Origin of the sequence: Methanobacterium sp., assembly GCF_038562635.1 — an archaeon.
GTDB lineage: Archaea > Methanobacteriota > Methanobacteria > Methanobacteriales > Methanobacteriaceae > Methanobacterium_D.
In genome coordinates this window covers 55,523-75,220 of the sequence record NZ_JBCFBO010000001.1, presented here as the reverse complement: position 1 = coordinate 75,220, position 19,698 = coordinate 55,523, and the positions used below count along the sequence as shown (strand labels likewise).

General features: G+C 30.2%; 20 protein-coding genes. 15 read left to right on the top strand and 5 right to left on the bottom strand.

Annotation, left to right across the window (positions count from 1 at the left end):
* Positions 1 to 1,250: 1,250 nt before the first annotated feature.
* The 3 genes from AAGU07_RS00345 to AAGU07_RS00335 all read left to right on the top strand — a co-directional run bounded on the left by AAGU07_RS00345 (position 1,251) and on the right by AAGU07_RS00335 (position 3,229).
* A complete protein-coding gene (locus AAGU07_RS00345) occupies positions 1,251 to 1,454 on the top strand; it encodes a hypothetical protein (RefSeq protein WP_342457235.1) in 204 nt (67 codons plus the stop codon).
* Between the two features lie 41 nt (positions 1,455 to 1,495).
* A complete protein-coding gene (locus AAGU07_RS00340; protein WP_342457234.1) occupies positions 1,496 to 1,798 on the top strand; it encodes a hypothetical protein in 303 nt (100 codons plus the stop codon).
* A gap of 357 nt (positions 1,799 to 2,155) precedes the next feature.
* Positions 2,156 to 3,229, top strand: coding sequence for a hypothetical protein (locus tag AAGU07_RS00335; RefSeq protein ID WP_342457233.1), 1,074 nt, complete (start codon positions 2,156 to 2,158; stop codon positions 3,227 to 3,229).
* A 36-nt stretch (positions 3,230 to 3,265) separates the two neighbouring features.
* Here AAGU07_RS00335 and AAGU07_RS00330 read toward each other — a convergent pair whose 3' ends face one another.
* Positions 3,266 to 4,129, bottom strand: coding sequence for a cation diffusion facilitator family transporter (locus tag AAGU07_RS00330; RefSeq protein ID WP_342457232.1), 864 nt, complete (start codon positions 4,127 to 4,129; stop codon positions 3,266 to 3,268).
* 436 nt (positions 4,130 to 4,565) lie between these two features.
* On the opposite strand from AAGU07_RS00330, the gene AAGU07_RS00325 reads away from it, so the two are divergent.
* From AAGU07_RS00325 to AAGU07_RS00290, 8 genes are all read left to right on the top strand, one after another.
* Positions 4,566 to 4,868 carry a DUF2769 domain-containing protein gene (locus AAGU07_RS00325; RefSeq protein ID WP_342457231.1) on the top strand — a complete coding sequence of 101 codons (303 nt, stop codon included), beginning with the start codon at positions 4,566 to 4,568 and terminating at the stop codon, positions 4,866 to 4,868.
* A 558-nt stretch (positions 4,869 to 5,426) separates the two neighbouring features.
* Positions 5,427 to 5,783 carry a metalloregulator ArsR/SmtB family transcription factor gene (locus AAGU07_RS00320; RefSeq protein ID WP_342457230.1) on the top strand — a complete coding sequence of 119 codons (357 nt, stop codon included), beginning with the start codon at positions 5,427 to 5,429 and terminating at the stop codon, positions 5,781 to 5,783.
* A gap of 9 nt (positions 5,784 to 5,792) precedes the next feature.
* Positions 5,793 to 6,170 (top strand): putative zinc-binding protein, encoded by a 378-nt coding sequence (locus AAGU07_RS00315; protein ID WP_342457229.1) that lies wholly within the window; start codon positions 5,793 to 5,795, stop codon positions 6,168 to 6,170.
* A gap of 147 nt (positions 6,171 to 6,317) precedes the next feature.
* Positions 6,318 to 6,812 (top strand): arsenate reductase ArsC, encoded by a 495-nt coding sequence (locus tag AAGU07_RS00310; RefSeq protein ID WP_342457228.1) that lies wholly within the window; start codon positions 6,318 to 6,320, stop codon positions 6,810 to 6,812.
* A gap of 43 nt (positions 6,813 to 6,855) precedes the next feature.
* Entirely contained in the window at positions 6,856 to 7,932 is a 1,077-nt protein-coding gene (gene arsB / locus AAGU07_RS00305) for an ACR3 family arsenite efflux transporter (protein WP_342457227.1), read from the top strand.
* Positions 7,933 to 7,967: 35 nt separating this feature from the next.
* Positions 7,968 to 9,473, top strand: a complete 1,506-nt coding sequence (locus AAGU07_RS00300; protein ID WP_342457226.1) for a reductive dehalogenase domain-containing protein — start codon at positions 7,968 to 7,970, stop codon at positions 9,471 to 9,473.
* A gap of 31 nt (positions 9,474 to 9,504) precedes the next feature.
* Positions 9,505 to 9,741, top strand: coding sequence for a hypothetical protein (locus tag AAGU07_RS00295; protein WP_342457225.1), 237 nt, complete (start codon positions 9,505 to 9,507; stop codon positions 9,739 to 9,741).
* Positions 9,742 to 10,281 (top strand): DUF2115 domain-containing protein, encoded by a 540-nt coding sequence (locus tag AAGU07_RS00290; protein WP_342457224.1) that lies wholly within the window; start codon positions 9,742 to 9,744, stop codon positions 10,279 to 10,281.
* A 123-nt stretch (positions 10,282 to 10,404) separates the two neighbouring features.
* Here the strand turns inward: AAGU07_RS00290 and AAGU07_RS00285 are convergent, their stop codons facing one another.
* Complete coding sequence (locus AAGU07_RS00285; RefSeq protein ID WP_342457223.1) at positions 10,405 to 11,304, bottom strand: hypothetical protein; 900 nt, start codon at positions 11,302 to 11,304, stop codon at positions 10,405 to 10,407.
* Between the two features lie 94 nt (positions 11,305 to 11,398).
* Positions 11,399 to 11,917 carry a hypothetical protein gene (locus tag AAGU07_RS00280; RefSeq protein ID WP_342457222.1) on the bottom strand — a complete coding sequence of 173 codons (519 nt, stop codon included), beginning with the start codon at positions 11,915 to 11,917 and terminating at the stop codon, positions 11,399 to 11,401.
* Positions 11,918 to 12,924: 1,007 nt separating this feature from the next.
* Between AAGU07_RS00280 and AAGU07_RS00275 the strand changes: the two genes are divergently transcribed.
* The gene (locus tag AAGU07_RS00275; RefSeq protein WP_342457221.1) at positions 12,925 to 13,293 is read left to right on the top strand and encodes a response regulator; all 369 of its coding nucleotides are present in this window, start codon (positions 12,925 to 12,927) and stop codon (positions 13,291 to 13,293) included.
* Positions 13,294 to 13,598: 305 nt separating this feature from the next.
* On the opposite strand, the gene AAGU07_RS00270 is transcribed toward AAGU07_RS00275, so the two are convergent.
* The gene (locus tag AAGU07_RS00270) at positions 13,599 to 13,805 is read right to left on the bottom strand and encodes a histone family protein (RefSeq protein ID WP_048082428.1); all 207 of its coding nucleotides are present in this window, start codon (positions 13,803 to 13,805) and stop codon (positions 13,599 to 13,601) included.
* A gap of 1,180 nt (positions 13,806 to 14,985) precedes the next feature.
* Between AAGU07_RS00270 and AAGU07_RS00265 the strand changes: the two genes are divergently transcribed.
* Complete coding sequence (locus tag AAGU07_RS00265; RefSeq protein WP_342457220.1) at positions 14,986 to 16,506, top strand: glutamate--cysteine ligase; 1,521 nt, start codon at positions 14,986 to 14,988, stop codon at positions 16,504 to 16,506.
* On the top strand, positions 16,482 to 17,468 hold the full coding sequence (gene gshAB / locus AAGU07_RS00260) for a bifunctional glutamate--cysteine ligase GshA/glutathione synthetase GshB (RefSeq protein WP_342457219.1): 987 nt from the start codon (positions 16,482 to 16,484) through the stop codon (positions 17,466 to 17,468). Before AAGU07_RS00265 ends, gshAB begins: the two co-directional genes overlap by 25 nt.
* A gap of 100 nt (positions 17,469 to 17,568) precedes the next feature.
* Here the strand turns inward: gshAB and cysK are convergent, their stop codons facing one another.
* Positions 17,569 to 18,555, bottom strand: coding sequence for a cysteine synthase A (gene cysK, locus AAGU07_RS00255; protein ID WP_342457218.1), 987 nt, complete (start codon positions 18,553 to 18,555; stop codon positions 17,569 to 17,571).
* Positions 18,556 to 19,129: 574 nt separating this feature from the next.
* On the opposite strand from cysK, the gene AAGU07_RS00250 reads away from it, so the two are divergent.
* Entirely contained in the window at positions 19,130 to 19,345 is a 216-nt protein-coding gene (locus AAGU07_RS00250; RefSeq protein ID WP_342457217.1) for a hypothetical protein, read from the top strand.
* Positions 19,346 to 19,698 lie beyond the last annotated feature (353 nt).

The window sequence follows — 19,698 nt, the reverse complement described above, 5'->3', positions numbered from 1 at the left end:
ATTCATGTTTCCTATAATTTCCTCGATGCGTTTTTTCATTAACTTACGCATTTTAACTCTTCTTTATCTAATTTAATTCTGTTTTTTTTTCTTTTTCATTCATAAACATATCCATATTGTTTGAAAAAGTTTACAGCACATTAATTCATAGCTATCGCTAGGAATGATTTTAATTTGGCCAAAAAAGATTCTAGTACAAACTAAGTGATGACCAAAATGCTTTAAATTTTATGAATTAAAAAGAATTAGTTTAAATCTAACGTTACCGTGATAACTCACATATTGACGAATGATTTTTATTATAGAGTTAACTATATTTGGAGAGCGTATATATTTTTCGCCTGTATTCTTGATATGATATGTTGATCTAAAGTCTAGACTATAATCTTTAGAGAGATTTTTTTTCAATTGAAAAAAATATTTTTACCTTTAAATGTACTAAAAATGCTGTAAATAGCTTTTCTAATATTTATACTGTTTTAAGTTGTTACTCATTTAAATATCTTTTTTAACTTCCTTAATATCTCTATAAAAATAAATTAAATTATGGTTTTTTGTGACATTTACAGTGACTATATCTTACAGGAGGGTAAAACGGGGACTGATTATATTGAAAAGGAGATGAATAAACTTATTGATTTTACCCTTCAAGATTATCATTAAATTTTATTTTAATAGTGGTTATGGGACTTAAAATCAGATAGGTTGAAAATAAGAGTTTTAGAATATAAATCTAGAATAGGTTAATTAAATCCATTTAAATCAAAATATACACTGTCAAATAAGAATAAACGACAAATTATAACTATTATCCAATTATGAAATTAATTATTCTTCGCTTTGGTGCCGGCCCAATAGCTCAACTTATATTTATAGTCTAACATGGATCTTCTTCCATGCAATCTAATAAGTTAGCATATACTGCAATAAATATAGTATCAATTAAACCATTTAGATTATTATTTAAGTTATCCATTCATTTCACTTTCAAGATAACATTAGATTTGGGCATAATCAGTAATAATTTGGGAAAAACTTTGGAATAATTACTTAAATACTATTTACTAAATAGAATACGTGAGATACGGCAGTTAAGAAATTAAAGCCAGTCAAATAATTAAAAAAATCCAGGGAGTATAAAAAATATAAAAAATCCGCCTCCTACATAATTTTTGGGGATCTTTACACACTCCCATCCCCATTTATTTTCAAATGATATAAAACATAATAAATATATTTAAGGTGTACTCATGGTAGATATAGATAATTGGACCGTAACATGCAAAAAATGTGGAACAACTTATAATATTCCTAAAAAAGGCCAGATAACAATATTAAGTCTGGAAAAGATCAAATTCAAAAAGAAACATAAATGCCCAACATGCGGGTATTCAAGTTTTACAGCTACTTTAAAACATTATATTGGATATAATTATTATGTACCTTCCTATTGAATATCAAAGACATGTTAGACCAGATATCTCTGGTGATATTTATGTTAGAATATGTAAAAACTATCAAAGAGGACCCCTATAAATTAGGCTTCGTTGATGAAAGCTCCCCAAAGGAATGGGGGCCAATCATCAACCATAAATTGTTAGAATATAAAGAATCGGCCTATGTTGATTCTATAATTAAAATAGATAACATTGTAGTGATTCTTGAATTAAATCCTCAAGATGATGATTTAAATCGTCCAGAATATATTAAAGAAGAAAAAAAACTATTTGAAAATTATTATAAGCGCATATTAGAAGATATAGCAAGTTCAGAATTTTATGATTTATATATTAAATAATTTTTGACATATTTTAAAACACAAGCAATGGAGCCCCTTCAATATTTGTTAGGCTCTACCTCCTTTCAAACCTACCAATTTCCCACTATAACCTATCACCTACTCTGTAGAAGTTGTATTGTCACTTTTTTATAAATTATTCAAATCTCAGTTATATTGATTCAATTCAAAGTACTTAGGAATAAATTTGACTTTTTAAATGAAATATTCTTTTTATTGTATTCTGCTCAATTTTCAATCATGTTGCATCAATTTAAATATTTATTCTGCATCTGCTAATTAGTCCCATAATAATTGATTTCATTCTGGCACTGTTTGCACCTGAAATTGATTCCACAATTCTGGAAGACTATAATAATGTCATTTTCATGTAATGCTTCAATTTACTGCATTGAAGAGTGTCTGACTTACTTTAAAAATATTTATTCTAATTTAGAAAAAAATCACTTTTTAAGGTATACCCTACTAAATATCATATTAAACAGACATAATATTATGAATATTGATTACATGATTTTTGCATTTCTTTTAATTATCTTAATTTTAAGCGGTGCTGTAACGACAAGATCAATATCTAAAATTTCATTATATCTTAAATTGGGTCATTTTGCGGCAGGATTTATAATAATGGCCATTGTAACCAGTGTACCTGAATTAATAATTGGTATAACATCTGCTATAGAGAAAATACCTGAACTTTCTTTAGGAACAGTTTTAGGATCTAATGTGGTCAATTTATCTTTAGTTATAGGCACAGCCGTATTAATAGCTGGAGAAATTAATTTTAAGGATAATAAAATTAAAAAAGAACTCATTTATCCCTTTTTCATAGCCCTCTTACCAATAATATTAGCTTCAGACGGAATTTTATCACGTATCGATGGCATAATTTTAATTATCATTTTTATAGCTTATTTCACTCTGGTTTTTAAGCAGACAGATTTTGAAGAAGAGGAAAATGTAGTAAACAAAAAACAGTTCATAAAAAACTTAATTTTCTTTTCAATAGGTTTAATGGCACTTTTAATCAGTGCAAAATATTTAGTTGATTATACCCCATTAATAGCATCTGATATTGGAATCCCTGTTTTTCTAATAGGAATCATATTGATTTCATTTGGAACATCTCTTCCGGAACTCACATTTGAGACAATTTCTTTGTTACACGGCTACAAAATTCTGGCAGTAGGCGATTTGATGGGAAGTACTGTATCCAATTCTACTTTGATTTTAGGAACGGTATCAATTATAAATCCAATTTTAGTCCCAGATTATAGCGAGTTTCAAATAGTTTCCATATTTTTTATAATTCTAATTTCTATTTTTAGCCTGTATTTAATGAGTAAAAGTGGATTAACTCGTTTAAGAGCATTATTACTGATAATTATTTATATTATTTTTTTATTTTTAACAGGATTTAACATGAATTAAACTTATTAACAATAAAAATAATAATCACGACTAAATTTAATCTGTCTCAGGTTCTAAGTGTATTAAAACTTCTTTCACTCCGGGAATGGATTTTTTAAGCTTTAATTCTACTTTATTACCTATATTATGTGCTTCTTCAATTGAATAACGAGGATCAACTGTGATATGCAGATCTATATATGTTTGGGACTTTTTTCCTCGAGTTCTTATTGCATGGCATTCAATAACATCAGGCACGGATTTTACAATTTTCTCAACAACCCCATCATCTATAACTGATTTATCCAGAAGAACTTCAGAACTTTCCTTTATTATTCCAATTCCTGTTTTAGCTATTAATATTGCTATTAATAAAGCTATAAGTGGATCTATCCATATATAACCTGCAATAATTGCAAAAAATCCAAATATAACTGCTATAGATGCATATATATCACTTCTCGTATGCATTGAATCTGAAATAAGAATTTTACTGTCTATTTCACGTCCTTTTTTGTATTCATAAAATGAAACACCTGCGTTAATTAGAATAGTTATTCCCATTACAAAAAAACTGATTGATGTTATTTCAGGTGCTGAAGGGTTAAAGAACCGAGTTATAGCTGATTGAACAACTTCAAAACATACTAAAAATAAGAATAATGCAATTATTATGGAAGCAAACGTTTCTATTTTCCAATGCCCATATTTATGGTCTTTATCTGCAGGTTTAGATGCCAATGTAATTCCAATAATCCCAACTACATTAGATGCACCGTCAAAAAAAGAATGAAAACCATCAGAAAGCATACTCAAAGAATTAGAATACCAACCATAAAGAACTTTAGCTAAAGCAACAATTATATTGAGTACCAGAATAAAGATTAGAACTCTCCTTACCGTACGATAATATTTATCCAATGGAATTCCCACCAATAAACAGTTAATTTATTATTATAAACTTACTGAATTTAGAATTTTTCTATTTCTAATTTTTACTGGAAAATTATTTCAAAAATAATTCACGAAGCGGTAATTGCAGTTCTTAGACGCAGCATTCTCTTAAAGAGAAGCACGGTATTTAGCCAAATCAATATATGGCGACGTTGTAAAATCTCTGATTTTACACATCAAAATTAAAAATGTTGATAGTCAAACGAAAATTCCATGAGATATCCTTAAAGCCCCTTAATTTGATTTCATAAGAAGCTAAAATAGAATTCATCCAATTGAAATCTTTTAAAATTATTAATTATGTTTTTCTAGTGCAAAGACCCATTTAATCCTTTGAAAAATGGATAATTGCATTGGAAAAATTTATTAAAAATAATAATCAAAGTAGTAATGGAGGAGTTTCATGGCTAAAATAGAATATAATATGGAAAATATTAAAAAATGCGTTTGTAATGTATGTCCAGTACAGGAAAAAAGTGAATGTGCCCAAAAAGTATTCAAAATGATGCCAGAAATGATGAAAAAAGGAGAAATACCCGATCCCAAAAAATTACCTGGACTTTACTGTGCCACAGGCACTACAATGTGCGATGACCTCGACTATGATAAAATGTGCAACTGCCCTACTTGTCCCATATACCAAGAAAATAAATTAGGTGAAGGAAAACCTGGAGGATACTACTGTAAAAACGGAGAAGCACAATAAAACACTTTTTACTTAAATTTTTTAATATAAACTATTTAAAAAACAACTTTTATTTCTTATTTTAACATATTTTCATGAGATAGATACCCATTAAATTTCATAAAGAAGAAGCCGTTAATAGAATGACAGTCTCATTAAATAGAACTTACTTGAGTCGTACCTCTTATTGAATTCATTAATAGTACACATTTGGATTCTTTTATGGTACTTCTGTAGAACTACCGTCCTTTTATTGAAGGTTAAATACTGCAAAGCTTTCCCAAGAAACTAATCACTTCTATTTCTCTAAAGGTCTAATCTCCCACTATGGACTACTACTCTAAGGCTATGTTATAGATCCTAATGGATTCTATAAAAGGTCGCTCATCTTTGTTATAGAAAAGAATATTATCAAACGTTATACTCTATTTGTTGATTTATAATTTTCAACCGATATTCCGTTAATTTTATATACTATTTTCAACATCTATCAATATATCGACATATATAGATATATTGATTTAGTAAAAAATTTAAATTGTTACAGATTACTGGTTGAAACATTAAAAGAGGATGTTTATGAAAACTTGTCAAATTTCAGGCGACGGTAGGCCTGATGAAAATCAAATAAAAAGAATGAAGAAACTTACAGAATCATTACCATCTGAAGATCGTTTTGAGGAATATTCTGGTAAACTTAAAGCTTTATCAGACTCTACCAGGCTTAAAATATTGTACTTATTATCAGATGGTGAACTGTGCGTTTGTGAGATAATATGTGCACTGGAAAAACCCCAGTCAAGCATATCCCACCATTTGAATATCTTAAAAAATTTAGGTTTCATTAAAGGGCGAAAAGAAGGCGTATGGATCCACTACAGCCTTACAAGTCCTAAAATTGCAGATATGATTAAAGAATTAATAGAACTAATTTAGGTGATAGTCATGGTAAATGAAAAGAAATATGCATTAGCTCCATGCAGTGGAATGAGTCCTTATGGACTAATTACAAGAGCAGCAAGTGTTGATACAGTTAAAGAACGAGATGACCTTATATCTATTTGTATGGGTGCAACATCTGCAGATAGAGAAGGTTTCAAACAATTAATAAGAAAATATCCTATTATTGCAGTTAATGGGTGCGAAGGTTCTTGTGTTGATAAAATACTTGAGCAGAAAGGAGTTAAGGTTGCAAAAATTATTAATGCCCAGGAAGAATTAAATTTAGAGAATATGAAGCCTACTGATCCCGTTAGACTTGATGAAAATGGGGAAAAGTGTGTTTTAGTAATGAAAAAGAAAATTAAAGAACTTATAGATTAAAAAAAGTAAATTTCGTAAGTTTAAGATTATTAGATGTTGACGGGTGGGAAAATACAAAAAAAATCAGCGTTATACATTCATTGCTAAACGCTGCAAAATTGTATAGGTTTGATTAACTAGTCGGGAAAAACATCTAAGGTGGTTTAAATGGCAAAAGAAAGAGTTTTATTCATGTGTATACATAATGCAGCCCGTTCTCAAATGGCAGAAGGGCTGTTCAGACATTTGTATGGTGATGATTTTGATGTTTACAGTGCTGGAAGCGACCCTCAAAAAGTAGACCCGCTTGCAATAAAATGTATGGGCGAAATTGGAATTGATATTTCAAGCCATAGATCTAAAAGCTTAAAGGAATTTGAGGACCATGAATTTGATTATGTTATAACCGTTTGTGGAAATCCATATAATGCATGTCCTTTCTTTGCGGGAGGTAAAAAATACTTTAAGCAGCCATTTGAAGATCCTTCATCATTTGACGGGACAGAAGAAGAAAAATTAGAATTATTTAAAAAGATAAGGGATGAATTAAAAGACTGGTTAGAAGATTTATACTATTCCCATATGATACCAGGATGCTGCGATTTATCTGAAGATATTGGAGAATGCTGCGAGCCCATTGATAAAGAATTCTCATGTAAATAATTCTTTTTATTTAAAAACTTAAAATGATCTAAAGAGGATGATTATGGGGAAAAACACTACAGATCAATTTACAAGTCAACTTTGTGGAGTTACCAGACTCAGTTTTCTGGATAGATATCTAACTCTGTGGATTTTCCTGGCAATGGTTTTAGGAGTATCATTAGGGTATCTCATTCCAGGGGTAGAATCATTTATAGGTAAGTTTTCGGTTGGAACAACAAGCATACCTATAGCAATTGGATTAATCTTAATGATGTACCCTCCGCTTGCAAAAGTAAAATATGAAGAACTAGGAGATGTATTTAAAAATAAAAAAATATTAGGTTTGGCTATTTTCCAGAACTGGGTTATAGCACCTATTCTAATGTTCATATTGGCAATAGTCTTTTTAAGTGCATATCCCGAATATGTAACTGGTTTAATCTTAATTGGAATAGCACCTTGTATCGCAATGGTTATAGTTTGGAATGAGCTTGCAAGAGGAAATACAGAATATGCAGCAGGTCTTGTAGCATTTAACAGCGTATTTCAAGTATTATTTTACAGTGTTTATGCTTATGTATTCCTTACAGTACTTCTTCCAATCTTTGGAATACAGGGAAGCATTGTAAATATTAGTATAGGCCAAATAGCTCAGAGTGTGTTTATTTATCTTGGAATTCCATTTTTAGCAGGGATAACCACAAGATTCATTTTAATCGGAAAAAAAGGCAGAGTGTGGTATCAAAATCAATTTATCCCTAAAATCAGCCCTATCACATTAATAGCACTACTCTTTACTATAGTGGTGATGTTTAGCTTAAAAGGTAATTTTATCGTTCAAATACCTCTAGATGTTGTTCGTATTGCTATTCCACTACTCCTGTATTTTATAATAATGTTTTTTGTAACATTTTACTTAGGCCGCAGGATTGGGGCAGATTACTCAAAAACAACTACAATATCATTTACAGCAGCAAGTAACAATTTTGAACTTGCAATAGCTGTTGCAGTAGCAGTTTTTGGTATAGGATCTGGAGTTGCATTTGCTACAGTAATTGGACCTTTAATAGAGGTTCCAGTACTTATAAGCCTTGTAAATGTGGCATTGATGTTCCATAGAAAATATTTTAAAAAATAAAACAATCGTAAAACTTATAAAAATGAGGGAAAATCATGAATGATAATAAATGTGGATGTGAAGACGATAAATTAGATAAAGAAATTGAAGATAAGGTAAAAGATATTAATGAATGTAGTTGTGGCTGTGATGATGAATTACCTACAGGAAATCAGGATGAAGATTGTGAATGTGGATGTGAAGATAAATCTACTTTAAACAATCGAAATGCTTCAAAAGAAGTTGAAGACTGTGGATGTGGGACCATAAAAGATGATAATCATTTGGAAGAAGATAATGGATGCGGCTGCGGGGCAGAAAGCACAGCAGAAAAAGAAGGTGGAGAATGCTGTGGAGCTATTGAGTTACCTGATTTATCACGGGCAGAAAATCCGGATAAGCCTAAATTTATAGCTGATAATGACTTTATGCAAGAATTTGAAAATTACGCTCATTCATTAGGTATTAGTAGTTTAGGATACACTCAAACGACCCCAGACTTAATGCTTAAGGATAAATTCATCCAATACCCATTTACTATTGTTTTAACTGTAGAAATGGGTATGGATATTATTGAAACTGCTCCGGGAGCAGATGCCCAGGACCTTAATAATACTGCATATGTTAAAACGGCTATTTTAACTACTAAGCTCTCTGATTATCTTAGAAAAAATGGCTATGCAACTGAAGTTGCCCATCCAGAAGGGGGAATTGTTAACTTCTCTGCACTTGGCCAAAAGGCAGGTTTAGGTCATATCGGAAAAAGTGGACTTCTTATAACTCCAGAACTCGGGCCAAGACTTAAAGTTTCTGCCATATTTGTGAGCATTGCTAATTTACCAGTAAACGAAGACAATGAACATGAATGGATACCAGAATACTGTGCTAAATGTAATAAATGTGTTAAAGCATGCCCTTACGAAGCTTTGATAGAAAAAGAAACCTGCTGCGGTGGTAAAGAAGTTGAACTTATAAAGAAAAACTGTATAGGATGCAGCAATGGCTGTACTTACTGTATAGAAGGATGTCCATTTTACCTGAAAGGATATGAACACGTTAAAAATAAATTTGACAAAATGAATGCTAAATTAAAGGAAAAACAAAACCCTCAAACACCAAATGCGTTTGGGGCACCAAAAAATCTTCGATTTTTTGAGTGTAAAAAATTTAAAGTTGAAATATGGGATAACTGGGCTAGACAAAATTCTGCTTTATTTGATGATTTAATTGATAGTGCTGCTATTGCAATATCCATGACTGAAAATAAAGAGAAATTAGTAATTATAGAAAAAGAAAATAATAGTTTAAAGACAGATATAAAAGATTTAAAGAGCCTGCAGAAATTAGAAAGTCCTGTTGCAGATTTACTGTTTATACTCGATGAAAAAGATATTGCACAAATATTAAAAGACGATAGTTCCTCAAAATTCATAGATTTACTTTCATCCGGAAAAATAGAAGTTTATGGACTTGTAGATCAGGCTCAACTCGTGGATAAGGGATATGTGACATTTTTAAATAATTTAGGCCTTAGTATAGGCGGGGGAAGCTGCTGCGGTTAAATCCCCTTTATAAATTTTGCAGGTAATTTAAATGACAGAAAAAGAAAATAAACCAGTAATGGAAGGTAATCGCAACATTGGACCATTTTCCTGTTGTGCAAGTATAAAACCACACAAAGAGGGCTTTAAAGAAGCCATATGTGAAGTTTGCGATAAAGTATTTAAAACACGTAAAATCTCTGATTTTACTTGTGAAAAAATCAAGATTTTTTCAACAGATAAGAATGTTTATATCTGTCCAGATTGCCAGGAAAAAGCTGATAAATAAATGGTTTATATGTTAAAAGATGTATATTCACTTGAAAATTTAAATAAAAATGAATTGATGCAAATCTTGAAAAAAGAAGCATCAAAAGTATGTATAATGGACATAATGAAGGCTTCTGTCTTTTTAAGTGAAGATGCCAAATATGTGCCTGGAAGTTATAGGGAAGAATACATTAAATCTTACACTGAAGCGTTTATTACAAGACTTAAAGTTCTTAAAGAGGATGGAGAAGAGTACAGTGAGCAAGTGGATTGTGAAAATCTTCAAAAAGCCGTGAAACTTTTAAATGAACAAGAAACCCAAGTAAATGCTGGTGAAGGGTTTGACCCTGATTTTTTTAAGATATATAAAATAATGTCACTCTATACTACTTTTATTTTAGAAGAATCTGTTCATCCACCTGGAACTCCATTTCCAGGAAGTCTTAAAGTTAAATATGAAAATGGAAGTTATCTGTGCCCTGTAAAAGAAAATCAAAAGGATAATCCTGGTGCGGTCTGTGGATTCTGCATTGCAGAGCAGGACGAATCTCTATTATAATGTTTTATAAATTAAATTTTTATGCTCAACTCTATTAAGTTTGAAACATTAAAAATCATCAGCAGCAGTTAAATTTTTGTTTGAATTAATTCAGTACATAAATTAAAAAGAAGAATTAAATAATTACTCTTTTCTTCTTTGAATAACTACTGGCGATTTTACACCTTTTTTTCTCATGATCCATGTTGCAAGTATCACCAAGATCAATATAATTAACCATATAGGTATCACAATCATGTTATCTTTTTGAGTTATTGTCTTGGTTCCGTTGTATTGACCATATGTTAAGTTCGTTTCCACAGTATATACTCCAAAATCATAGATATCGGGCGTCCAAGTATTCTGGATATAGTAATCATTTCCAGGGTAAACCTTTCCTGATGTTTTAATATTGTAGTTGTTGAACCATCCATTAATTTGACTGTCAGCTGTGACATTTTCCATAACTGTCCCATTATTCTTTATGTGGTAATTAAAGTTTCCAGGCATGTATGTTAAAAGTAACCATGGAATGTCCTGTCCTGAAAGTCCTATAGATTCTGTTATTGGACCTGGAAGTCCTACAATTAGAGGTATAAGCAGTTCAACTCCTTGTTTCACCACTACAGCTATCCCACCATTAGAACTGTTTTGTTTACTTACAGGAGTAGCCTTTATTACAAGTACACCAAATGCATCACTGTAATTTATGGTACTTGGTGCTGTAACTTTGAAATTGATAGTTTTAGTTTCACCAGGATTTAAGGTTATATTGGTAGTATCCACTGATATCCACTGTGCAATTCCATCATCTGCAAAGAGAGTAATTTTACCATTGTTCTGCTCTCTTTTTTTATCAACAGTTACTTGTAAAGTTCCTTTTCCAGTGTTCTGGACATTGACACTTCCAGTAAATGTTTGAGATGATTTAAGGTTTATATTAAATTTAGCAGGTGATGCTAAGAGCCCTGCACCAGATACAGGTAATACAAGGACTAGAACATATACTGCTACTAATAATATACTTAAAAGTTTTTTTTTCATGAAAATTCACTTCCAAAAGATTAAATTTAAAGTATGGTAGCTCTTTTTTTAAAATAAGTTTTTAACTAAAAAAATAAAAAAAAAGGAAAAAAATTTATGTAGCAGCCTGTGCAACATGATATATGGTAGTTGTGTAAGTTCCAGGCTTTGTGTTCCATGGTACTGTTATTTTATATGTCACCGGTGTTGTAGGTGTTGAAGCTTGATCCGGTGTATCCCATGTTTTCACTGCTGAAGGTGTAGTGGTGAACGCAGTGTCTGGTACACTATTACCATAATCTGAGTACAACATGTTTGCTAATGGAATTGTTTCTGAACTACCTGAAAGTGCTCCACTAGCATATGTTGAAAGAGCTATTGGAACATTTGAGTAATCTTTTACAGTTTCATTACCTGAAAATGTAGTTGCAACATTATTAGCTACAAGATTTCCAAAATCAATATCACTTCCTTCATTACCATTCCAAAGAGTAGTAATAGCTACTAAACTTGTCACGTTTCCAGAAGCTGCTTGAGTTGCACTTGAAGTTGGATCTGCAGCAAATGAAGGTGATGCTCCAACAGCCATAATACAAACCAGTGCTACTGTAACAAATAGTTTATACATGTTCATATTAAATTTACCTCCTATTTTTTTTTTAAAAATCAAATTATCTTATCTATTCACAATATAAAAACGTTTAAGGATCTATTAGTGACTATATTCACAAAAAGCCAAAAAATATGAGGTAAAAATATAATTTGAAAATTATATTCATACTTTTAATCATAAAAAGCCTTTTTATCCAGATTTAGATTCAAACAGCCACCATAGTCTCAAAAATTTAAGTTCATTACATACTAGTCAACCCATAAAACCTATTTTTAAACATTTATAAGAATTTAAAATCATAAAATTAATGAATAAAACCATTTAAAGATTAAATAATTTATATATATTAAAAATAAAACATAATATATGTTATTAAGACATAAAAATTGATTTAAACAGAATATTAAGTTACCAACATAATAAAGTTTTGTGTAAAACTTATGTGACGATTTTAGATAAAATTTTATTTCTAAATTTATAATTCAATCAAAATATACATAAAACCATCTCAATTTAAGCCAATATAAAATAGAAGAACAATTACAGCAATTAAAATAGAAATTATTCCATTCATACATTCTAACAGAATATGCATGAATAAAAAAATATTTTTCAGTTTCTAATGTATATATCCCATATGCTAATAAACGATGACAAAAAGGCATATTTTATTTATTAAGCTTTAATTTATACATTTAGAAAATAATATTAATTTAACTTACTTTTTTATTTACCTTTTTATTCATTTTTACATTTAAATTAATATTTTCTCGTTATTCTGCCAAATAAAGCGAGGTAACATTAAAATAGGATGAATAGGAAATATTATGTTTATTAGGATCATTTTTGATCTTTATTTAAGAAACAGAGGCATTAAATAGCTAATGGATATAAGGATTTAATTAAATTAATAACACCGTTGATCTTTATATTAAAAATAAGGGCATTAAAAGGAAAATAGCGAGAAATAAAAGATTTGTTCGGCGATTAAAGTTAATAAAAAATAGGTAGTTGGAGGAACATCACATATGACAATTAAAATTATTATTGTTGAAGACGAAAGCATAGTAGCTTGGGATCTCGAACAAAGATTAAAATTATTGGGACATGAAGTGGTAGGTATAGCAGCTTCAGGTGCAGATGCCCTAAACTTAGTAAAAAATAATAAAGTGGATTTAATTCTTATGGATATAATTTTAAAAGGAAACTTAAATGGCATTGAAACTGCAATATTAATTAAAAAAGATTATAATATTCCCATTATTTATAATTCTGCTAATTCTGATTTTAAAACTCTTGAAGAAATCAAAAAAACTGAACCTTATGAATATTTAGTAAAGCCCTTTGATGATACCAAACTGAAAAAAGCTATAAATAATGCACTTAATTGTCAATAGTTAAATATAAAAACATATATTATTCTTTTTATTACATATTAATGCTAATTTTTAATTATATGTGGATAATACTCTATCAATATATCAAATATAACCATAGATAAATATCTTAATTATGGATCCAAACCTCTACAATCTTTTATGTTTAGTTAATGGTAATTTGTGGAATTATAGTCATGTATTTCAGTATTTTATAAATATTATGCCTAATTTTAACATAATTCCTTTTTAATAACATTTTAAAATTAGTTAAGATAACATTTGTAAAAAAGAAAGAGTTATTGGATTTAAAAAAGAAAAAGTGCCTATAACTTTTTAACGACTAGTTCAATGTCTGATGCTTTAACTGTTTTTCTTCCAGCGTGTTTTGCAAGTTTAACAGCTTCTGCAGCTATTTCTTCACCCATTTCTTCAAGCACTTTTGTTAACTCGTCCCTTGCATCATCACTTACTCTTTGAGCACCTGCATTTTTTATGATTCTTCCAACTGGAGCAACTGGTAATTCAGTCATACCTATCACCTCATTTTTTATTTTATTATTATATTATCTCTTAGTAATTTTATATAAATTTATCGTTTAATTTTAGGATTATTTTAAAAATCATATCATTTTTACTCACATAAAGTCAATCAATACAATTTTTGAGCACCATATCTTAAATTATATAATTATGATATCAACAGAAAAAATTTAGAATAAAAAAAAGTTAAATTCATTTAAAAAAGTTAGGAATAATCTCAAATTTTATTTTAATTAAATGTAATTTTCTAGTATTTTAAAAAGAATTCATAAAGATTACTTATGTATATTATAGCTTTTAAACTGCAACATTTATACAATTAACATGGGGCAATAATCCCCCTCAGTTGTCCCGGGTTCATAAACTCTGCCAAATTAAGTAATACACTTAAGTTCAGGGGTGCTAAATATACCAATTTATTGTCCAGGCACACATCGTATTTCTGAAACTGAATGAATGTAATTATTATATAATAATTTAATTATTCACATACAGAATCCAGTTAATTTATATTTTTAATGTATTTAATTAAACGAGTGAATCTGGATTACTATAAAATAAAAAGTTTAACATATTTACATCTTTTAGGGTATATGTACAGCATTATATTTGCTATATTTTACTGATCTTAATATTTGACTTGTAATTACAACTTAATACAAACAGAATTGCATAAAAATATCGAAGATATTTGAATTTTTAACTTCATGTCAAAGATCACAGATTTTTGCATGTGAAAAAATTAAAACCAACAAAAATCGGAGATTTTTTGTGGCGTGCAAAAATTTAAATTTTTGCAGTTGCGAAACAAGTTTCGCAAACGTCAAAATTAAAAATTTTGACAGATTTTTTCAACTGTCAAAAATGTAATTTTTGATGCACCAAAAATTGAAAATTTTCGTGTGCTTCGTTATAGCTAGATTTAACGAAGTATTTGGGACCCCAATTTATATGCCAAAAATTTTGATAATGTAAAACCATCAAAAAAATATAAATGTAAAAAAGTCTTAATTTACATATTCAAACAATTTTATTAATTTTATTTAATGTAACAACCTATACCTAAGAAATCTATGAACATTTACCGAATTATAAATAGTAACAGTAAATAATGGCGTTGTGCTGTTTTTAAACCATGAATAATTAATTACTGATTAAAAAGAGGATTTTATGAACTGGGATTTTTCAGAAATATCAGAGTCTTTTTTAAAGGATAATAAAGGAAAATTATTGGTAGAGGGTAATTTTGGCCTGGAAAAAGAGTGTCAGAGGGTTCTTTCCTCAGGTGATCTTGCATTGACACCTCATCCCACATTATTTGGGGATAAAACTAAAAATCCACGCATTACCACTGACTTTTCTGAAAGTCAGATCGAGATGATAACAGCAACCTTCAATTCAGTTGAAGAAGTTTATGAAGAATTAAACACCATAAGCAAGGAGGTTGAAAGTAGCATAGGTAACGAGCTCCTATGGCCACTCAGTATGCCTCCAAAACTTCCAGATGAAGAGCAAATACCCATTGCACGTTTTCCAGGTTCTGAAAATGGAAAAAATATGGAAATATATAGAAAAGGGCTGGCAGTGAGATATGGTAAAAAAATGCAGATGATATCTGGAATTCACTACAATTTTTCTTTTGGCACTGAAATAATTGATTATTTATATAAAAAATTTGGGAACAAAAAAAATAAACGTTTATTTATTGATGAAATACATTTTGGGCTTGCAAGAAACTTTTTACGATACAGATGGGTACTAATTTATCTTTTTGGTGCTTCACCATTCTGCCATCATACTTACCATTCAGTTATAAACAGGGAACTTGAGATAATTCAAAAATGCTGCCCCAGCTGTGCAGAAATTATAGAAAATTTCAATCAATACGCAACATCTCTACGTGTAAGCAGATTTGGCTATTCAAACAGTCTTAAAAATGAGAAGATGTACTTCAACAGTTTAAAGGAGTATTCTACAAAGCTCCGTAAGATGATGTCAACTAAGGATGAAAAATATTCAAAGATGGGTATCTACAGGAACGGTTCTCAGGTGCAACTCAATGAAAATGTCTTGCAAAAAGAAAACGAATTTTATTCTTCAATTAGATTAAAGCAAACCGTCAAGAAAGGAGAAACACATCTAGATGCGCTGGAAAAAAGAGGTGTGGAATATGTGGAAGTAAGAATTTTAGATTTAAATCCATTTGAAAAGATGGGTTTAAGTATTGAACAAATGAACTTCCTTCAAGTTTTCATGCTCTTCTGCCTGTTTGAAGAAAGTTCCCCCATCACCGAAGAGGAACATACCAAAATGAACTTAAACCACCAGCTAGTATCACTTTTTGGAAGGAAAAAAGATTTAATGCTCCAAAAATATGATAAAAAAGAGATCAATCTGAAATCATGGGGAGAAGAGATATTTAAAAGGCTTAAAACTATAGCAGATTTAATGTACATGGGCACTGGAGACAATAAATATCTTCTAAGTGTAGAAAAGGAGCATCAAAAGCTTCTTGATATATCATTATTACCCTCTGAAATGATAAACATGGAAATGAAAGAAAATAATGAAAATTTTTTAGAATTTGGAACAAGATGGGCCAAAAATAATATACAAAAAAGTGCCACCATGACTAATTTAAATAACAATATCAAAAGAGGCGAGTTATGCAAACAAACTATGAACGACTAGAACTTTCAACTCAAATTGTTATAAAGGAAGCTTTAAAAAGAGGAGTTGATGTAGAAGTACTTGACCATGATGATAACTTCATCCGCTTGAAAAAAGGAAGCAACGTTGAATACGTTAAGCAGGCTACAAAAACCTCTGTAGATACATATATAGCCCCATTGATCATGGAAAACAAAGAAATAACAAAGTTGGTTCTTAAGGAGCACGACATTAATGTGCCTCCCAGTGTAACCGTGGACAATATAAATAAAGCTCTAGATAAATATTCCAACTTTATATATAAAGATATTGTGATAAAACCTAAATCCACTAATTTTGGAGACGGTGTTCTAATATTAAAATGTTTAAAGTCTAAAGAAGAATATATAAAAGCAGTTAAACATGCATTAAGCTATGATAACTCTGTTATGATTGAAGAATTCGTGCCAGGAAAAGAATATAGATTTTTAGTAATTGACGATGAAGTTGCGGCAGTGATGCACCGAGTTCCGGCAAATGTTGTAGGTGATGGAGTACAGAACATTAAAGAACTGGTTTTTGAAAAAAATATGAATCCTATGAGGGGTAAAGGGTATTTAACTCCACTTGAGAAAATCAGCATAGGTCCAGTTGAAGAGAATTACCTGGCTTCTCAAATGAAGAACATATCTTATGTTCCAAATGGTGGAGAAATTGTATATCTCAGGGAAAATTCCAATATCAGTACCGGTGGTGACAGCATCGATTTTACAGATGATGTGCTGAAACATTACAAGATCATCGCCGTAAACTCAACAAAGGCAGTAGGAGCGAAGATCTGTGGGGTTGACATGATCATCCAAGATATAAAAGCAAAACCAGATAAAAACAATCACAGTGTTATTGAATTAAATTTCAATCCAGTGCTTTATCCCCATAATTTTCCATATAAAGGTCAAAATAGACATGTTGAAAATAAAATACTTGATTTATTAAGGTTTTGATAAAAAAGAGTTATGCTAAAAATAGCTGAAGAAGTTAAATTTGACAGTGCGGTAGTCAAGCCCTGATCAAATTCTGATAAAACCAGAGGAGAATTTAACCTTAATTTGTAAATTCTTCAGTTTCATATTCGTTGAATACTTCTTCAAATACCCATTCCATGCTCAAATACCTTTCTCCAGTATCTGGAAGTATTACAACAATTCTTTTACCTTTATTTTCCTCTCTTTTAGCCAGTTTAAGGGCGGCCCATGTTGCGGCTCCCGATGATATACCTGCAAAGATTCCTTCTTTTCTTGCCAGCATTAACATAGTTCTTGCAGCATCGTCATCTTCAACTTTTATAATTTCATCAATCAAATCTTTTCTAAGCACATCAGGAACAAAACCTGCACCAATTCCCTGTATTTTGTGAGGTCCTGGTTGCCCACCAGATAGAACTGGGGAATTAGCAGGTTCAACTGCAACTGCTTTAAAATCAGGATTTTTTTCCTTTAAAACTTCTGCAATACCAGTTATTGTTCCACCAGTACCTACACCTGCCACTATGATATCAACTTTACCGTCAGTATCTCTTAATATTTCATGTGCAGTTGTTTCCCTGTGCATTTTAGGGTTTGCAGGGTTTTTAAACTGCTGTAGCATCACGGCATTGGGTGTGTTTTCTGCAAGTTCTTCAGCTTTTGCTACTGCACCTTTCATTCCACCTGCACCGGGGGTGAGTACAATTTCAGCCCCAAAAAGTGCAAGCAGCTTCCGCCGCTCTATTGACATTGTATCTGGCATTGTAAGAATTAATTTGTAACCCTTTGCCGCTGCAACAAATGCAAGAGCTATACCAGTATTCCCACTTGTAGGTTCTACCAGTACAGTATCTTTATTAATTAAACCCTGTTCCTCCCCATATTCAATCATTGCAACCCCTATCCTATCTTTTACGCTGCTTAAGGGGTTGAAAGATTCTAATTTTGCTATAATTTCTGCATCTGCCCCTTCATTAATTTTGTTTAACCTTACCAAAGGAGTATTACCTATAAGTTCTGTTGCATTATCTGCTATTCCTCTTTTTAACTCAGGTATCTTCACCATACTTCCACCATGTAATACTATGTCTATTTTTATTATTGTTTTTTTGCATTACTAAAACAGGGATTTTATAGGTGATTAAGTTTTTTAAAGAATGTAATCAAGTATATTCCCCAAAATAAATGGCTATTTCACTATACAACTTAATTTTCTCTAAATATCCAAAAAAAGATCTTAAAATGTTTTTATTTCCCAAAAATATTATTATTTAAATACTATTTCCCATGATATATTAATCACTATTTCCGAAATATATTAATATATTCTGGTTAAATAGCTAAAACTGTAATGTATATTAGTATAATGTAAAAATTAATGACTATAAATAATTAAACACTTTTTAAGGCTTATTGAGTTTTATTAAATCATTAGATTTAACAAAAATATTCAAAATGTAGGGATTTAAAAATCTACAAACATCCTAACTATTGATAAGTTCATATAAAACGATAATTAAGTCCAGAAAGAACAAAAATTACTATAGCTAACTCAATTGACATTTAAAATCAGATTAGACACTACTAACTAATATAAACATGTATACTCTAAAATCTTAGAATTTTAAAAGGTTAGACAAATGAAATTTAAGAAATCAAATAATAAAACAAAAGAAAACTCAGAAGATTTATTAAACAAAGCATATTCATGCAAGCCCAATGAATTAAAAGACTTACTTGAAGAAATTAAGGCAAAAATTAAGTCTGATGGTCACAGCGAAATTCTTTCCCGTGCAAAGAGTGTAACTACAACGAGAATGATTTTAAACCAGGAAAAAGCAGCCAATGGCTTATAAATACGTATTAAAAAATAAAGTTATTTAAAACAATCAATTTTAAGATTAAATTAATCTTATAATTTAAAATTCATTTTTCTCATTTGAAGAAAAAATATTGAACTGATATCATTTCTAATTCAATCCAAACACGTCTATATGACCATCGATAACTCTTTTTATAACTGTTGATCTTAATTTTTAAAAAAGTTAATTTTAGGTTTAATGAGCTTAAAATTAAAACAGTTTAAAAAAAAGTATGATTATTTTATAACAGCATGTTAATTTGAAAAGCTTTAAGTGAAAAATAAAAAGTAGAGCCTTACAGAAGTTTATAAAACTTCTGCAGCCGCTGAAGCTGAATTCACCGGCTT

Excerpts from the sequence above, each read along its gene's own strand:
- AAGU07_RS00280 (WP_342457222.1), bottom strand. The coding sequence starts at position 11,917 with ATGAACATGTATAAACTATTTGTTACAGTAGCACTGGTTTGTATTATG.
- gshAB (WP_342457219.1), top strand. The coding sequence starts at position 16,482 with ATGCAAACAAACTATGAACGACTAGAACTTTCAACTCAAATTGTTATA.
- AAGU07_RS00300 (WP_342457226.1), top strand. The coding sequence starts at position 7,968 with ATGAATGATAATAAATGTGGATGTGAAGACGATAAATTAGATAAAGAA.
- AAGU07_RS00285 (WP_342457223.1), bottom strand. The coding sequence starts at position 11,304 with ATGAAAAAAAAACTTTTAAGTATATTATTAGTAGCAGTATATGTTCTA.
- AAGU07_RS00315 (WP_342457229.1), top strand. The coding sequence starts at position 5,793 with ATGGTAAATGAAAAGAAATATGCATTAGCTCCATGCAGTGGAATGAGT.
- AAGU07_RS00250 (WP_342457217.1), top strand. The coding sequence starts at position 19,130 with ATGAAATTTAAGAAATCAAATAATAAAACAAAAGAAAACTCAGAAGAT.
- AAGU07_RS00265 (WP_342457220.1), top strand. The coding sequence starts at position 14,986 with ATGAACTGGGATTTTTCAGAAATATCAGAGTCTTTTTTAAAGGATAAT.
- AAGU07_RS00270 (WP_048082428.1), bottom strand. The coding sequence starts at position 13,805 with ATGACTGAATTACCAGTTGCTCCAGTTGGAAGAATCATAAAAAATGCA.
- AAGU07_RS00340 (WP_342457234.1), top strand. The coding sequence starts at position 1,496 with ATGTTAGAATATGTAAAAACTATCAAAGAGGACCCCTATAAATTAGGC.
- AAGU07_RS00295 (WP_342457225.1), top strand. The coding sequence starts at position 9,505 with ATGACAGAAAAAGAAAATAAACCAGTAATGGAAGGTAATCGCAACATT.
- AAGU07_RS00325 (WP_342457231.1), top strand. The coding sequence starts at position 4,566 with ATGGCTAAAATAGAATATAATATGGAAAATATTAAAAAATGCGTTTGT.
- AAGU07_RS00275 (WP_342457221.1), top strand. The coding sequence starts at position 12,925 with ATGACAATTAAAATTATTATTGTTGAAGACGAAAGCATAGTAGCTTGG.
- cysK (WP_342457218.1), bottom strand. The coding sequence starts at position 18,555 with ATGGTGAAGATACCTGAGTTAAAAAGAGGAATAGCAGATAATGCAACA.
- AAGU07_RS00335 (WP_342457233.1), top strand. The coding sequence starts at position 2,156 with ATGTCATTTTCATGTAATGCTTCAATTTACTGCATTGAAGAGTGTCTG.
- AAGU07_RS00310 (WP_342457228.1), top strand. The coding sequence starts at position 6,318 with ATGGCAAAAGAAAGAGTTTTATTCATGTGTATACATAATGCAGCCCGT.
- arsB (WP_342457227.1), top strand. The coding sequence starts at position 6,856 with ATGGGGAAAAACACTACAGATCAATTTACAAGTCAACTTTGTGGAGTT.
- AAGU07_RS00345 (WP_342457235.1), top strand. The coding sequence starts at position 1,251 with ATGGTAGATATAGATAATTGGACCGTAACATGCAAAAAATGTGGAACA.
- AAGU07_RS00290 (WP_342457224.1), top strand. The coding sequence starts at position 9,742 with ATGGTTTATATGTTAAAAGATGTATATTCACTTGAAAATTTAAATAAA.
- AAGU07_RS00320 (WP_342457230.1), top strand. The coding sequence starts at position 5,427 with ATGAAAACTTGTCAAATTTCAGGCGACGGTAGGCCTGATGAAAATCAA.